Annotated in this window: 15 protein-coding genes, 1 tRNA gene and 1 pseudogene; 8 read left to right on the top strand and 9 right to left on the bottom strand. The window is 62.1% G+C overall.

The genetic code is table 11. The features are described 5' to 3' along the window. Positions 1-8: 8 nt before the first annotated feature. From cobT to C5L10_RS20650, 3 genes are all read right to left on the bottom strand, one after another. Positions 9-1,904, bottom strand: coding sequence for a cobaltochelatase subunit CobT (gene cobT, locus C5L10_RS20660; protein ID WP_105431179.1), 1,896 nt, complete (start codon positions 1,902-1,904; stop codon positions 9-11). A gap of 29 nt (positions 1,905-1,933) precedes the next feature. Next, positions 1,934-2,926 carry a cobaltochelatase subunit CobS gene (cobS, locus tag C5L10_RS20655; RefSeq protein WP_105431178.1) on the bottom strand — a complete coding sequence of 331 codons (993 nt, stop codon included), beginning with the start codon at positions 2,924-2,926 and terminating at the stop codon, positions 1,934-1,936. Between the two features lie 61 nt (positions 2,927-2,987). After that, positions 2,988-3,623 carry a J domain-containing protein gene (locus tag C5L10_RS20650; protein ID WP_105431177.1) on the bottom strand — a complete coding sequence of 212 codons (636 nt, stop codon included), beginning with the start codon at positions 3,621-3,623 and terminating at the stop codon, positions 2,988-2,990. Positions 3,624-3,726: 103 nt separating this feature from the next. On the opposite strand from C5L10_RS20650, the gene C5L10_RS20645 reads away from it, so the two are divergent. Continuing rightward, positions 3,727-4,008, top strand: coding sequence for a BolA family transcriptional regulator (locus C5L10_RS20645; protein WP_007753730.1), 282 nt, complete (start codon positions 3,727-3,729; stop codon positions 4,006-4,008). Positions 4,009-4,203: 195 nt separating this feature from the next. Here C5L10_RS20645 and C5L10_RS20640 read toward each other — a convergent pair. The 3 genes and pseudogenes from C5L10_RS20640 to C5L10_RS20630 form a co-directional block, all read right to left on the bottom strand. Continuing rightward, positions 4,204-5,076, bottom strand: a pseudogene (locus C5L10_RS20640) (HlyC/CorC family transporter); the annotation flags it as partial. Between the two features lie 11 nt (positions 5,077-5,087). Further along, a complete protein-coding gene (gene aroB, locus C5L10_RS20635) occupies positions 5,088-6,254 on the bottom strand; it encodes a 3-dehydroquinate synthase (RefSeq protein ID WP_205837074.1) in 1,167 nt (388 codons plus the stop codon). Next, positions 6,251-6,859 carry a shikimate kinase gene (locus tag C5L10_RS20630; protein WP_105431233.1) on the bottom strand — a complete coding sequence of 203 codons (609 nt, stop codon included), beginning with the start codon at positions 6,857-6,859 and terminating at the stop codon, positions 6,251-6,253. Before C5L10_RS20630 ends, aroB begins: the two co-directional genes overlap by 4 nt. A 134-nt stretch (positions 6,860-6,993) precedes the next feature. Between C5L10_RS20630 and C5L10_RS20625 the strand changes: the two genes are divergently transcribed. The 5 genes from C5L10_RS20625 to C5L10_RS20605 all read left to right on the top strand — a co-directional run bounded on the left by C5L10_RS20625 (position 6,994) and on the right by C5L10_RS20605 (position 10,843). Beyond that, a complete protein-coding gene (locus C5L10_RS20625; protein WP_037081678.1) occupies positions 6,994-7,152 on the top strand; it encodes a hypothetical protein in 159 nt (52 codons plus the stop codon). 10 nt (positions 7,153-7,162) lie between these two features. After that, positions 7,163-8,107 (top strand): site-specific tyrosine recombinase XerD, encoded by a 945-nt coding sequence (gene xerD, locus C5L10_RS20620; protein WP_105431176.1) that lies wholly within the window; start codon positions 7,163-7,165, stop codon positions 8,105-8,107. A 63-nt stretch (positions 8,108-8,170) separates the two neighbouring features. Next, complete coding sequence (locus tag C5L10_RS20615) at positions 8,171-9,124, top strand: acetyl-CoA carboxylase carboxyltransferase subunit alpha (protein WP_105431175.1); 954 nt, start codon at positions 8,171-8,173, stop codon at positions 9,122-9,124. A gap of 181 nt (positions 9,125-9,305) precedes the next feature. Further along, a complete protein-coding gene (locus C5L10_RS20610) occupies positions 9,306-10,613 on the top strand; it encodes a murein L,D-transpeptidase family protein (protein ID WP_105431232.1) in 1,308 nt (435 codons plus the stop codon). Continuing rightward, positions 10,610-10,843, top strand: coding sequence for a sulfurtransferase TusA family protein (locus tag C5L10_RS20605; protein ID WP_105431174.1), 234 nt, complete (start codon positions 10,610-10,612; stop codon positions 10,841-10,843). Before C5L10_RS20610 ends, C5L10_RS20605 begins: the two co-directional genes overlap by 4 nt. Positions 10,844-10,849: 6 nt before the next feature. Here the strand turns inward: C5L10_RS20605 and C5L10_RS20600 are convergent, their stop codons facing one another. Together C5L10_RS20600 and C5L10_RS20595 are read right to left on the bottom strand one after the other, a co-directional pair. Continuing rightward, a complete protein-coding gene (locus C5L10_RS20600; RefSeq protein ID WP_105431173.1) occupies positions 10,850-12,034 on the bottom strand; it encodes a GTP-binding protein in 1,185 nt (394 codons plus the stop codon). A gap of 13 nt (positions 12,035-12,047) precedes the next feature. Continuing rightward, entirely contained in the window at positions 12,048-13,145 is a 1,098-nt protein-coding gene (locus tag C5L10_RS20595; protein WP_046637196.1) for a D-alanyl-D-alanine carboxypeptidase family protein, read from the bottom strand. Positions 13,146-13,294: 149 nt separating this feature from the next. On the opposite strand from C5L10_RS20595, the gene C5L10_RS20590 reads away from it, so the two are divergent. Together C5L10_RS20590 and C5L10_RS20585 are read left to right on the top strand one after the other, a co-directional pair. After that, positions 13,295-14,458 carry a M20 aminoacylase family protein gene (locus C5L10_RS20590; protein ID WP_105431171.1) on the top strand — a complete coding sequence of 388 codons (1,164 nt, stop codon included), beginning with the start codon at positions 13,295-13,297 and terminating at the stop codon, positions 14,456-14,458. Positions 14,459-14,513: 55 nt separating this feature from the next. Then, positions 14,514-14,590 (top strand) — tRNA-Arg (locus C5L10_RS20585). A 10-nt stretch (positions 14,591-14,600) separates the two neighbouring features. Here the strand turns inward: C5L10_RS20585 and C5L10_RS20580 are convergent. Continuing rightward, positions 14,601-15,137, bottom strand: a complete 537-nt coding sequence (locus C5L10_RS20580; RefSeq protein WP_105431170.1) for a DUF2937 family protein — start codon at positions 15,135-15,137, stop codon at positions 14,601-14,603. Positions 15,138-15,178 lie beyond the last annotated feature (41 nt).

Below are 15,178 nucleotides of genomic sequence, written 5' to 3'. Positions count from 1 at the left end.
GGCGGACCTCAGCTGGCCCGTCGCATGCGGCCCTGCTGCCTGCCATTTTCCGCAAACAGTTCGGCAAGCTGCTCGGTCATCGCTCCGGCAAGCTCGTCCGCATCGACGATCGTCACGGCTTTGCGATAGTAGCGCGTCACGTCGTGGCCGATGCCGATCGCCAACAGCTCCACCGGCGAGCGCGTCTCGATCTGTTCGATCACCGCGCGCAGATGCCGTTCCAGATAATTGCCGGGATTGACCGATAGCGTCGAATCGTCGACCGGCGCGCCATCCGAGATCATCATCAGGATCTTGCGCTGCTCGCGGCGAGCGATCAGGCGGTTATGCGCCCACATCAGCGCCTCGCCGTCGATGTTTTCCTTGAGCAGACCTTCGCGCATCATCAGGCCGAGATTGCGGCGCGAACGGCGCCACGGCGCGTCCGCGGACTTGTAGACGATATGGCGCAGGTCGTTGAGGCGGCCGGGCGTCGGCGGCTTGCCGCTCGCCAGCCACTTTTCGCGCGCCTGCCCGCCCTTCCAGGCCTTGGTGGTGAAGCCGAGGATCTCGACCTTGACGCCGCAGCGCTCCAGCGTGCGGGCGAGGATGTCGGCGCAGGTGGCGGCGACCGTGATCGGCCGGCCGCGCATCGAGCCGGAATTGTCGATGACCAGCGTCACGACCGTATCGCGGAACTGCGTATCCCGCTCCTTCTTGAAGGAGAGCGGCTGCATCGGATCGATGATCAGGCGCACCAGCCGGGCCGGATCGAGATATCCCTCTTCGAGATCGAAGTCCCAAGAGCGGTTCTGCTGGGCCATCAGGCGGCGCTGCAGGCGATTGGCAAGCCGGCCGACGGCGCCCTGAAGATGGGCAAGCTGCTTGTCGAGGAAGGCCCGCAGCCGGTCGAGCTCCGCTTCGTCGCAAAGCTCTTCGGCCGTGATTTCCTCGTCGAATTCCTGGGTGAAGATCTTGTAGTCGACCTTCTCATTAAAATCGTCGAACGGGCTGTTGGGCCGCCGGGTTTCGCCGGGTGTTTCCGAATGCTCGTCGCTGTCGTCCGACATGTCGTCGTCGGACATTTCCGCGCCGTCCATCTCGCCGTCGTCCATTTCCTCGTCGGAAGCGTCGCTCTGCTCGGCAGGTGCGGCGTCGGAGCCGGCTTCTTCCTCGACCTCGTCGTTCTCGGTCTCGTTGCTGCGCGGCTGGTCGTCCTGATCCGGGTTTTCCATCTCCTCCGGCTCGGCATCGTCGTCGGCAAACTCCTCCGCCATCTGCATGGAGGTGAGCATGTGCCGCACCAGCTTGGCGAACGCCTGCTGGTCTTCGATCACGTTTCGGAGGTTGTCGAGGTCGCCGGCCGCCTTGTCCTCGATGAACGGGCGCCAGAGATCCAGCACCTTGCCCGCACTCGGCGGCGGCTTGATGCCGGTCAGCTTTTCGCGCACCAGCATGGCGACCGCTTCGCCGATCGGCGCGTCTTCCTGCCGTTCGACGCCCGAAAAATTCGCCTTCGAGTATTTTTCGGCATGCATCGAACTGAGGTTCGACGCCATGCCGGCCATGCGCAAGGCGCCGATCGATTCGACGCGCGCCTGCTCGACCGCATCGAAGACCACGCGTGCGTCAGCACCCTGGGGCGACATGTTCGCATGCACGCCCGTATCGTGGCAGGCAATCCGCAGCGCCATGGAATCGCCGAGCCCGCGGGTCACCGCGAGCTCGTGGGCCGTGGGTCGCTTGGAGATTTCCGGCAGGCGGATGCGCTCGCCGGCAAGGCCCGGACGTTCGTTCGCGAACGTGACCTCGACTTCCGCGTCGCCGGCAATCGACCTTACGCAGCCGGTAATCGCCCGCCGCAACGGTTCCGTATCCACGGGACCGCCGGATTTGGCTTTCGAATTGTCTCCGCGACCTGCCATGATCTCGTTCCCTCAACTTCCTCTTGGGCTTACGCTCCGAGAACGATGTTGGCGGCACTTTCCTTCAGCTCGACACCGAAGGCGCGCTGGTACTGTTCGGCGACCAGCGTGCGTTCCAGTTCGTCGCACTTGTTGAGGAAGGTGATGCGGAAGGCGAACGCGATATCACCGAAAATCTCGGCGTTTTCCGCCCAGGTGATGACGGTACGCGGGCTCATCACGGTCGAGAGATCGCCGTTGATGAAGGCCGAACGGGTAAGATCGGCGACGCGGACCATCTTCGACACCGTCTCGCGGCCCTCGGCCGTGCTGCCGAAGGACTTCACCTTGGCGGCAACGATATCGACTTCCTTCTGGTGCGGCAGATAGTTCAGCGTCGTCACGATCGACCAGCGGTCCATCTGTGCCTGGTTGATCTGCTGCGTGCCGTGATAGAGGCCGGTCGTATCGCCCAGCCCCACCGTGTTGGCAGTCGCAAAGATGCGGAATGCCGGGTGAGGACGGATGACGCGGCTCTGGTCGAGCAGCGTCAGGCGGCCGGAGGATTCCAGAACGCGCTGGATGACGAACATCACGTCCGGGCGGCCGGCATCGTATTCGTCGAAAACGAGGGCGACATTGTGCTGGTAGGCCCAGGGCAGGATGCCGTCCTTGAATTCGGTAATCTGCTTGCCGTCCTTCAGCACGATCGCGTCCTTGCCGACGAGATCGATACGGCTGACATGGCTGTCGAGGTTGATACGCACGCACGGCCAGTTGAGGCGTGCAGCGACCTGCTCGATATGGGTGGACTTGCCGGTGCCGTGGAAGCCGGACACCATGACGCGTCGGTTATGCGCAAAGCCTGCGAGAATGGCGAGCGTCGTGTCGCGGTCGAAAAGATAGTCCGGGTCGAGATCCGGAACGTAAGGGTCGCCGCTGCTATATGCCGGAACCCTGATATCGCTGTCGATGCCGAAGACTTCCCTGACCGAAACGGTGGTGTCGGGAAGGTTGGAAATATCTAGATCAATCTTACTCATCGTCTCTCCAAGGCGCGAGCCGCCGCCCGGCCGTCATCCTCACTGCCATAATTTTTACGGCTTAGCAGAAACCCGCCTGCTTCAACAACTGATATGCTTGAATGACGGCACGAAAACGTTCTTCTGAACCGCGGTCGCCGCCATTCGCATCCGGATGATGTTTCTTGACCAGTTCCTTGTAGCGCGTCTTGATCTCCGCAGCCGACGCATTGGCCGCCAACTCCATCGTATCGAAGGCTTTGGCTTCCAGTGTCTTCAGCTTGCGCCCCTGCGTCTGGAAACGGGGGCCGGCCGCCCGCGCACTCGACACGAAGCCGAACGGATCCCTGAAGCGCTGCTGGGTGCCGGTAGCGCCGGCAGCACCTGAGCGCGCCGTGGAATGAAGCGGCGCGTCCTTGGCTGCCTTGTTGACGCCAACGGTCCAGGTCGGCCGATGGCCGGTGATCGCTTCTTTCTGGTACCGGGCGATCTCGCTGTCCGAGAGGCCGGAGAAATAATTATAGCCCTTGTTATATTCCCTGACGTGTTCGAAGCAGAACAGAAAGAACTGGCCTTCCGCGTTGCGGCCCACGGGCGCGCGATGGGCGCCGGGCTTGTCGCATCCGTCCCACTGGCAGGTGGGCGCTTCAGGCACAGCTTCCTGCTGCCTGTTCTTGCGCGTCCGGATGCGGTCAAAATATTTGGAATCTAGTTTCATAAGGCCCTCATTATGGGGCGACGAATAGGGCGCGGCAAGAATTGACAAAGTCCTTTCTTACTGGTTTGTGGAATGCCCCTTTTGCGTCGCAACGGAGACCGAAATGTCCGTCAAATCCCGGATCGAAATCACGCTCACCGACAATCTCGAACCGGAACGGCTGGTCGTCATCGATGAAAGCCATCAGCACGCCGGCCATCAGCCCGACATCACCGGAACCGGCGAAACCCATATGCGGGTCCGCATCGTTTCGAAAAAGTTTTCCGGAATGAGCCGGCTCGACCGGCATCGGACGGTGAATGCCCTGCTGAAGCCGGAACTCGACGCGGGGCTGCATGCGCTCGCGGTGGAAGCCTCGGCCCCGGGCGAACCGACGCGCTGGTAGCGGGACATAGATAGGAAGGGATGGCCGATTGGCCAACGTTGAAATCGAATTCTTCTGAGGCACCCCCTCATCCGACCCTTCGGGCCACCTTCTCCCCGAGGGGAGAATATGTCGCGACGTCTCCACTCCTCCTCTCCCCTCGGGGAGAGGGTGGCCGAGCGAAGCGGAGGTCGGGTGAGGGGGAGCCGCGGCAGATCACTCCGCCGGCAGCGTCACATCTTCCGCCGGCCGTATCCTTAGCCGCGTGATGCGGTTCTTCTCCCGCTTCATGACCGTGAAACGCTTCCCATAGAACGTAAACGCCTGCCGTTCTTCCGGGATCAGCTTCGACTCGTGGATGACGAGGCCGGCGATCGTGGTTGCTTCCGCATCCGGCAGGCTCCAGTCGAGCGCGCGGTTCAGATCGCGGATCGGCACGGAACCGTCGACGACGATCGAACCGTCCGCTTCCTGGCGCACGCCCTGGATCTCGATATCGTGCTCGTCGGCAATGTCGCCGACGATTTCCTCCAGGATGTCTTCCAGCGTGACGATGCCCTGCACCTCGCCATATTCGTCGACGACGACCGCAAAATGCCCCTTGCGGCGCAGGAAGGCGCTGAGCTGGTCCTTGAGGCTGGTGCTGTCCGGCACGAACCACGGCTTCTGGGCGATCTTGACGATGTCCAGGTTTTCGGGCTCGACATTCGGCTCGGCGAGCGCCCGGAGCAGGTCCTTGGCATGCACGACGCCGATGATGTTCTCAGTCGAATTGCGCCAGAGCGGCATGCGCGTATAGGGGCTTTCGAGCACGGTGCGGACCGCCGCCTCCGGCGGATCGTCGGCATTGACCGCCCGCATGACCGTGCGATGCCGCATCACGTCGGAGACTTCGAGCTCCTCGAGTTCGAAGAGGCCGCTCAACCTGTCGCGATCCTGCTTGTCGAAATTCCCCTCGCGATGAACGAGGTCAAGAGCGGCATGCAGATCGTCATGGCTGGAAAGCGCCAGGGTCTGCTCGGAAAGGGAAGCGCCGAACGCGCGAAGAAGTCCGCGGATCACCGCGTTGACAGCACGCGACTTGAGACCCTGTTTGGACGTCATTTCGGCCGCTTTTCCTCCAGGAAGCTCAAGACCTCGGACGACGGAACGTCGTTGGCGACGAAGGACTGGCCGATGCCGTGGGTCAGGATGAACGTGAGCTTGCCGCTTTGTACCTTCTTGTCCTGCGCGATCGCGTCCAGCAGCTTTTCCGTCGGCGGCAGCTTTCCGGGAATATCGCTCATCGATGTCGGCAGGCCGACGGCTTTCAGATGGGCCGTGACCCGTGCGGCGTCGTCCGGGCTTGCAAGGTTCATGCGCGCCGAGAACTGATGCGCGAGAACCATGCCGATCGCGACGCCTTCGCCATGCACAAGGCGGCTGCTGTCATATTCGGTTGCCGCTTCTAGCGCGTGGCCGAACGTGTGGCCGAGATTGAGCAGTACCCGGGGGCCGGTCTCGCGCTCGTCCTCGACCACCACGTCGGATTTCGCCTGGCAGCTGATCGCGATCGCCTCGATCCGCTCCGGGCCGCCCGCAAATACGGCCTTCCAGTTCTTTTCGAGCCAGGCGAAGAAATCCGGCTGGTCGATCAGGCCGTATTTCGCAACTTCCGCATAACCGGCCCGGAATTCACGCTCGGAGAGCGAATCGAGCGCCGCGGTATCGGCCAGCACGAGGTCCGGCTGGTGGAAGACGCCGAGCAGGTTCTTGCCATGGCGGGTGTTGATACCGGTCTTGCCGCCGACCGACGAATCGACCTGCGCCAGAAGCGAGGTCGGGATCTGCACGAAACGCACGCCGCGCCTGACGATGCCGGCCGCAAAACCGGCCAGATCGCCGATTACCCCGCCGCCGAGTGCTATCACCGCATCGTTTCGCTCGATACGGGCCGACAGCACCATGTCGGCAACGGTCGCCAGATGTTCGAAGCTCTTGGTCTTTTCGCCGGCCGGAAGCGTCAGCGAAACGGCTTCGATCCCGTCCGTCTGCAGGCTGTCCATCAATGCTTCGAGATAAAGCGGCGCGACGTGTTCGTCGGTAACGATGGCCGCCTTGCGGCCCTTCAGCCGCGCGGTGATCTCGCCGCCGGCACGCGTGATCAGGCCGGGGCCGATCAGGATGTCATAGGCCCGTTCGCCGAGCGGCACATGCACCAGGCGCTCCGGGGCGTGTTCCTTGGACTGGCCCTCGGATCGGCCCGCGGATCGGGAAGACATGTTCATTGCAATTCACCTTCGCTGGGCAATTCGCTTTCGCCGGACAGATTGGCCACGGCGGAAAGCACCTCGTTGACCATCACGTCCTTGCGGACATTTTCGGACAGTACCGTCACATCGGCCTCGGCATAGATCGGATAACGCTGGATCATCAGATTTTCGAGCGTCTGCCTGGGGTTCTCGGTCTTCAACAATGGCCGGTGGTCGCGTTTGTTCACCCGCTCCCACAAAACGTCGAGATCCGCCTTCAGCCAGATGGAAATGCCGCCGATCTTGATCTGGTGGCGGGTGTTCTCGTTGATGAAGGCACCGCCGCCGGTCGAAACCACGCGGGGACCGCCCCTGAGCAGGCGTTCGATGACGCGGGTTTCCAGCGCCCTGAACTCCACCTCGCCGTAGGCAGCGAAGAGTTCGCTGATGGTCATGCGCGAAACCTTTTCGATCTCCGCATCCGTATCGATGAAAGGAATGGAAAGGGTCTGCGCCACCAGCCGGCCGATCGCCGATTTGCCGGCCCCCATCAGCCCGACGAAGATCAGGTTGCGCTTGCCGAGGACGGCGAGCGCCTTTTCGCTGAGTGGAGTTGCGACTTCTATCATTGTCAGGTCCATTTCGAAAAACGGTATCGACAAATGCATCGGCAGCGTCAAGCCGTCGCAACCCTCAAAGAATGCGGGGGATTGTTTGTTCTTGCCGATATGTAAACCTTTATCGATATATTGCGGCGCAACTCCGGGAGTCCTTTATGCCCACCCTTTTCCGTTTCCTCTTCGTGCTGGCGGCGATCGCAGGCATCGTTTATGGAAGCATGGTGGCTCTCGTCATGCTGGTGGATCCGCGCGAGCGCGACGTGACCGTGCGCATTCCTTCCGAGCGGTTGAACCCGGCAACGCCGCAACAGTAACGGCAGGTAGATGGCCGACCTTTCCCGAGCCCATATCGAAGCCTTTCTGGAAATGATGAGCGCCGAACGGGGTGCCGCCGGCAATACGCTCGCATCCTACGAACGCGACCTCGAAGATCTGCAGTCCTTCCTCGCCGCCGGCAACGCTTCGGCCCTGACGGCGCAAAGCGCCAATCTCTCAGCCTATCTCGCCCATCTCGGCGCCCAAGGTTTTGCTGCCTCGTCCCAGGCGAGAAAACTGTCGGCCATGCGGCAGTTCTACAAGTTCCTCTATGCCGAGGGCCTGCGCGGCGACGACCCGACCGCCATCCTCGACGCACCGAAAAAAGGCCGCTCGCTGCCGAAGATCATGAGCGAGGACGACGTGACGCGGCTCCTGGACCTGGCGGCCAAGGAAGCCGCCGAACCCGGCCCGGATCAGCTCGCGCGTCTCAGAATGCTGGCGCTGCTCGAACTTCTCTATGCGACCGGCATGCGCGTCAGCGAGCTCGTGTCGCTGCCGGTCAAGGTTCTCGACCAGGAAGGACGTTTCCTGATCATCCGCGGCAAGGGCAACAAGGAACGGCTGGTGCCGCTATCCCGGTCGGCGATCGCGGCCCTCGGGCCCTATGGCGAGGCCCGTCAGGCCTCGTTCGCCAAGACAGGCGACAGTCCCTGGCTCTTCCCGTCCGCCGGCAAGGAGGGGTATTTGCCACGGCAGGTGTTTGCCCGCGACCTCAAGGGTCTGGCGGCGCGCGCCGGACTTAGAGCCGCCGCAATCTCTCCGCATGTGATGCGCCATGCCTTCGCAAGCCACCTCCTCCAGAATGGGGCAGACCTTCGAGTTGTGCAGGAACTGCTCGGCCATTCCGACATTTCCACCACACAAATCTATACGCATGTACTGGAAGAACGGCTGCGAGAGCTGGTTCAAACACACCACCCTCTTGCAAAACAGGCCAAAAACCGGGATTAGAGGCCCCAAACAGAAAATGGGAACTGCGTGTTCCTGAGATAAAACAACCGGAAACCGGCTCTCATGCAGACTTATCTCGATTTCGAAAAGCCTATCTCGGACCTCGAAGGCAAGATTCACGAGCTCAAAAAGCTCGCCTCCGAGGACGAAAGCATCGATACGTCCGAGGAAATCGGCAGGTTGGAGACCCGGGTCAGGGAAGCGACTCGGGAAATCTATTCCAAGCTCGGCGCCTGGGAGAAAACGCAGGTCGCGCGCCATCCGCAGCGTCCGCATTTCCTCGATTATTCCGCCCATCTGTTCACCGACTTCACCCCGCTCGCCGGCGATCGCAATTTCGGCGAGGATGCCGCCATCCAGGCAGGCCTTGCCCGCTTCAACGGCATGCCCGTCGCCGTCATCGGCCAGGAAAAGGGCCATGACACCAAGACCCGCCTGAAACACAATTTCGGCAGCCCGCGTCCCGAAGGCTATCGCAAGGCGATCCGGATCATGGAGATGGCCGATCGTTTCCATCTGCCCGTCATCACCCTCATCGATACGGCAGGCGCCTATCCGGGCGTCGGCGCCGAGGAACGCGGCCAGGCAGAAGCCATCGCCCGCTCGACCGAAATGTGCCTGGGCCTGAAAGTGCCGATGGTTTCGGTCGTGATCGGCGAAGGCGGCTCCGGCGGCGCAATCGCGATCGCCACCGGCAACCGCGTCTACATGCTCGAGCATTCGATCTATTCGGTCATCTCCCCGGAAGGCGCGGCATCGATCCTCTGGCGCGATTCGACCCGCGCCCGCGAGGCCGCGACCAACATGAAGATCACCGCCGAAGATCTGAAGGGCCTCGGCATTATCGACGACATCATCCCCGAACCGGTCGGCGGCGCGCATCGCGAACCCGAAACCGTCATCAGCGCGACGGGCAAGATCATCGCTTCGGCCCTGGAAGATCTCGGAAGGCTCTCGGGCGAAGAAGTGCGGGCTGCACGCCGGCAGAAATTCCTCGATATCGGCCGCAATCTCTGATCTTCCGGTCTCCGTCACGCCAATAGCCAAATTTGGCCATATTGCTGATAACATTGGGGCCTGGGCGGTTTTGCTGGACAGGCCGGCGCAAGCGGTTAAGAATATGTAAAGATTACCGCTTTATTCATAGAAGTCCTGTACCGAATTCGTTCGTCGTTCCAAGTCTATGTGGTCCGTACCGATGCGCCTGAAACACATCGCTTTTGCTCTCCTCGTGGCAACCGCCCTGACGGGCTGCAACGACACGCTCGATTCCGCGAGCATCGACCTGAAGAGCGTCAAGAACAAGGTCGAGCAGCCCCTGCCTTCGAGCATTCTTACCGAGATGCAGAAGAAGAACATGCCGCGCAATTCGCCGATCATGATCCGCATCCTCAAGGAAGAGGGCAAGCTGGAAGTCTGGAAGGCAAGGGCCGACAACCGCTTCGAGGTGATCAAGAGCTACGACATTTGCGCCTGGTCTGGAAAGCTCGGCCCCAAGGTCAAGGAAGGCGACCGCCAGGCCCCGGAAGGTTTCTACAACCTGACGCCGGCGCACCTGAACCCGAATTCGAAATATTACCTCGCCATCAATACCGGCTTCCCGAACCGCTACGACGCCGCGAACGGCCGCACCGGCTCCAACCTGATGATCCACGGCGCCTGCTCGTCGTCCGGCTGTTATTCGATGACCGACGAACAGGTTCTGGAAATCTACGCCTTCGCCCGCGACGCCTTCAAGGGCGGCCAGACCTCCGTGCAGCTCCAGGCTCTCCCCTTCCGGATGAACGCGGACAACATGGCGCGCCACCGCGACAGCCAGAATTATGATTTCTGGAAAATGCTGAAGACCGGCTACGATCATTTCGAGGTCACCAAGCGTCCGCCGGAAGTCAACGTCTGCGAAAAGAAGTATGTCTTCAATCAGCAGGTCGATAGCAACGGCACATTTGCGCCTGCCGCGGCCTGCCCGCCCATGTCCACGCCGCCGGCCCTCTCGGCTGCGATGACCTCCTATGAAAAGACCTACCAGGTTGCCTACACCAAGGCGCTCGAGACATTCGACGGCAAGGTCTGGTATGAGCCGACCGAAGCCGAGCGCAAGGCCGTGGTTGCCGGCAAGCGCAAGGGCCGCGACATCGCCTATGCGCCGACCGGAACCTCGCTCGAAGCCGGCAAGCTGCTGAGCCAGTCCGAATTCCGCGACATGATGGAAAAGCGGATGGCCTCCCAGAACAAGCCGGCCAACACCATCCTTGCCTCCGCCGCGCCCGTCACATTTCGTCCCGGCACCGCCGCCGACCGCATGAAGCAGGACCGCCTGCCGGCAGCCGGCCCGATCGCCCAGAGCAATGTAGCGCAGAGCACCGGCACGGTCCCGACGGTCGCAACGGCGCAGGGCACGGCGACCACGGTCCCGATCCCGGCCCAGAACCCGCTCGCCTACGCGGCACCGCCGATCACCGAAGAAAAGAAGAAGCCGTTCTGGAAGTTCTGGAGCCAGGAATGAGCTTCGAGACCACAGGCCTCTACGATCTGAGAGGCCTGAAGTGTCCGCTGCCCGTCCTGAAGACGCGCCGCCGGCTGAAAAGCATGCAGAGCGGCACGGAGCTTGCGATCGAAACCACCGATCCTCTCGCCGGCATCGACATCCCGCACTTCTGCAGCCAGGAAGGCCACGAGCTGGTCCGCTCGGAAAAGACCGAGACGGGGCACCGTTTTCTGATCCGCAAGGGTTGAGCGGGCCTACATCCGCAGGCCGGGAACGGCGAGCGGATTGTCTTCCAGCGCGGCGCGGTCCGGCCGGTCGAGGCGGGGCTGGCCCGTAAATGCCGCGAAAAGATCCGAGACGAAGGCTTCTTCCAACCCTTGCGTAATCAGCACCATACGGGTGCGCCGGTCGGAACCGTCTGGCCATTTCGGCAGGCGCTGCGGCGGATGGAAGACGCTTTGCACCCCATGCAGCACCAGCGGCCGTTCCGGATTGTCGGAAAGCGCCACGATCGCCTTCATCCGGAGCAGTTTCTCGCCATGCGCCGAGCGCAGGAGGTCGATGAACATCTCGATCGCCATCGGATCGATCGGCTTATCGTGGATGATCGAGAAGGAGCGGATGTCGTCGCCATGGCGGTTCACGTCATGATGATGGTGGTGATGGCCACGTCCGTGGTGGTCATGGTTATGTTCATGGCCATGGTGATGATCATCGTGGTCATGACCGTGATCGTGGTGGTGATGCGCCTCGGCATCGTTCGCCAGCTCGTCGTGCAGCCAGCGATCGACATCGGCGATCTTCGTCGCCGGATCGTAGAGGCCGTTCACCAGAATGGCCGCCGTGCCGGCCGCTTCGCTGTCGCCGTCGACGATCGGCGCCCGCGGGTTGAGCACCGCAAGCCGGCTTTTCAGCGCGGCCAGCTGGGATGCATCCGCCATCGACAGTTTTGAGATGATCAGCCGGTCGGCCACCGCCACCTGCTTCACGGCCTCCTGATGACGGTCCAGCGTCGACACCCCATTGACCGCATCGACCACGGTGATGACGCCGTCGAGCTCGAAATTCTGCGCGATGACCGGATTGCCCATCACCGACTGCATGACCGGCGCCGGGTCCGCAAGGCCCGTGGTTTCGATCACGACGCGGCGGATCGGCCTCAGCCGGCCCGTCTGGATGCCGTCCATGATCGAAGCGAGCGAATCCACCAGTTCGCCGCGCACCGTGCAGCAGAGGCAGCCATTGGCGATCTCCAGCAACGCGTCGCCCGAAGCTTCGACCAGAAAATTGTCGATCCCGACTTCGCCGAACTCGTTGATGATCACGGCCGTATCGCTGGTGCCCGGATCCTTGAGGATACGGTTCAGCAGCGTCGATTTTCCAGCGCCGAGAAACCCGGTGAGGATGGAGACGGGAATCCGGCTGCGGGCAGAAGACATGACCTGTTCTCGTTCAGAATGTCGGGCGCGGCTGCGGGATCGGCACGTTGGCGATCTCGTTCTTGCCCTTGGTTGAAGCGATCTGTTCGCTGCCGGGAATAAGACCGGCGAAGCTGTAGACGGGCGGGCGGTCCATCTCGTGGATATAGGGCGAATGCTGGACAGTCCGGCCGGCATCGTCACGGGTTTCGCTACGGACCTTGGCCGCCTGCGGATTGCAGATCGTGGCGCTGACGTCGTTGACCTCGGCCATGTCTCCATAGGGCTGCAGCGATGTCAGCGGCACGCCCTGGTTCGCCGGCGAGGTCAGTCCCTGCTGCAGAAGGTTGGCGGTGTCGTCGGCGCGGCCGGCAAGGCTGTCGGACCCCAGAACCACGGAGATCACCGTGCGGCCGTCGCGCGTCGCCGAACCGACCTGATTGAAGCCGGAGGCGCAGATGAAGCCGGTCTTCATCCCGTCGGCGCCATCGAAGCGGCCGATCAGCGTATTGAAGTTCGGATATTGCTTGGCACCGGTATCGATGCCCTCGAGCGAAAAATAGCTCTGGTATTCCGGAAAATCCTGCTTCAGGCGCAGCGTCAGCAGCGCAAGATCGCGCGCCGTCGAATACTGGCCCTTGCCGGGCAGGCCATGGGGGTTGATATAGCGCGTCGAGGTCATCCCGAGCGCCTGGGCCTGGCTGTTCATCATCGCCACGAACTGGTCGAGCGAGCCGCCGACCGTCTCGGCGACCGCGACCGCCACGTCGTTGGCCGACTTGACGAGCAGGATTTTCAAGGCGCTGTCCATGGTGAGCTTGGAACCCGGCTTGAAATACATCTTGCTCGCCGGCTGGTCGGTCGCCTTCTTGCTCATCACGATAGGCGTATCGAGCGTAAGCCTGCCGGACTTCAACGCCTTGAAGGTGACGTATGCGGTCATCAGCTTGGTCAGCGAGGCCGGATACCATTTCAGGAACGCGTCCTCATGGGCGATCACCTTACCGGTCCGGGCGTCGATCACCATCTTGGGATTGGCGGCGGCGCTTCCTGCGGATACGAAAAGCCCAATGGCCGTAACGGCAGAAATCAGCCGGGTGGCGGACACGGATCGGAGGCTTGAAGTCGGCAAGGGTGTCCCTCGTTGTTGCGGCTTTAACGAGTGTGGCGCATATGCGGCCAAGCAATGGCAAAGAAGATTGATTACGTCAATCATGACAGGCACACTCCGGGCGGGAGGACTTGTCATAACCGCGTGACCAGCCAGCAACAGGGAACATTATGCCGATTTTGAACCGAGCCGCCGAACTTCAGGGCGAAGTCAGCGAGTGGCGACGATATCTTCATGAAAATCCTGAGATTCTTTACGAGGTCGAGAACACCGCCTCCTTCGTGGAACAGAAGCTGAAAGAATTCGGCGTCGACGAAGTGGTGCCCGGCATCGGCCGCACCGGCGTCGTCGGCATCATTCGCGGAAAGGGGCCGGGCGGCCGCACGATCGGGCTTCGCGCCGATATGGACGCGCTGCCGCTCACCGAAATCACCGGCAAACCCTGGGCTTCGAAGGTCCCCGGCAAGATGCACGCCTGCGGCCATGACGGGCACACGTCGATGCTCCTGGGTGCGGCGAAATACCTCGCCGAAACCCGCAATTTCAACGGCACCGTGGCGCTGATCTTCCAGCCGGCCGAAGAGGGCGGCGCCGGCGCGCTGGCGATGGTCGAAGACGGCATGATGGAGCGTTTCGGCATCGAGGAGGTCTACGGCATGCACAACATGCCCGGCATTCCGCTCGGCCAGTTCGCCATCCGCAAGGGCGGCATCATGGCGGCGCCCGACCGCTTCACCATCACCATCAAGGGCCGCGGTGGCCATGCGGCCCAGCCGCACAGGACCATCGACCCGATCTTCATCGGCTCGCAGCTGGTCGGCAGCCTGCAGGCGATCGCCGCCCGCAACGCGGACCCGGTCCGCTCGATCGTCATTTCGGTGACCCGTTTCGACGCCGGCACCGCCTATAACATCATCCCCGACCAGGCGACGCTCTGGGGCACGGTCCGGACGCTCAGCGAGGAGAACCGCGATCTTGCCGAAAACCGCATCCGCCAGATCGTCGAAGGCATCGTCAGCGCCCACGGCGCCGAGGCCGAGATCGATTATTACCGCCAGTGTCCGGTCACCTTCAACCACGACCTGGAGACCGACCACGCGATCGGCGTCGCGACGGAAGTGGTTGGTGCTGCCAACGTCGACACCAATGTCGATCCGACCATGGCCGGCGAGGATTTCGCCTTCATGCTGAAACGCCGCCCCGGCGCCTTCATCTTCATCGGCAACGGCGACACGGCAGCACTGCACAACCCGCATTACGATTTCGACGACGAAGCGATTTCCTACGGCATTTCCTACTGGGTTCGGCTCGCCGAACAGCGGTTGACGGAATGAGGGAGAGGAAAAGGCTTGGCTAAACGCCTCGCCTTTTGTATGGAATTCCTCACGTGGTCCCATAGCTCAGCAGGATAGAGCGCAGGATTCCTAATCCTGAGGCCGATGGTTCGAATCCATCTGGGATCACCACCCTCGTTTATCAGGCAATCGTCGACCTCTGGTCCATCCGTTTCGGCCGCCTTACCAAGCGAAAGGCGCCGCGGCGGGCAGCGCCGAGAAGTGCCGCGATCAGCCAGCCGCAGAACAATCCACCCGCCGCCCAGGTGAGACCTGCGAAATCGACCGGCACGCCCGGCACGAAATCACGCCAGGCATTTGCAAACGTCGTCGAATCGGGATTGCGCATCACCACGAAAGGCTTGGTGAACGGCGGCGCCAGGGTCAGCTCTTTCTGTTGCTCGGCGAGCATCTCGTAACGCGAAAAGGTCCGCCGCATCGCTTCGCCCTGATTGCGCAGGAAGGTCTGCGGCGAGGCCGAATAGATGTTGAGTGCCTCCTGGCGGTCGAGGCCGTTGTGGTTGGCCTGGGCGTCGAATTCCGAGATCATGATCTTGAGCTCATCGAGCGCGCCGCCGATCCGCTGACGGTATTGCTGCGCGAATTCCGGCGCCTGGGAAAAGAAGACCCCGCCCAGCAGCGCCATCGCCATCGTCAGCATTCTTCCGAGCATGAGCATGGCAAAACCCCGATTGTTTTGCCGATCAACGACGCCGGGCC

Origin of the sequence: Neorhizobium sp. T6_25, assembly GCF_002968555.1 — a bacterium.
In the GTDB taxonomy this organism is placed as follows: domain Bacteria; phylum Pseudomonadota; class Alphaproteobacteria; order Rhizobiales; family Rhizobiaceae; genus Neorhizobium.
Note: the sequence above shows the minus strand (reverse complement) of the source record. Positions and strands in the feature narration are given on the sequence as shown.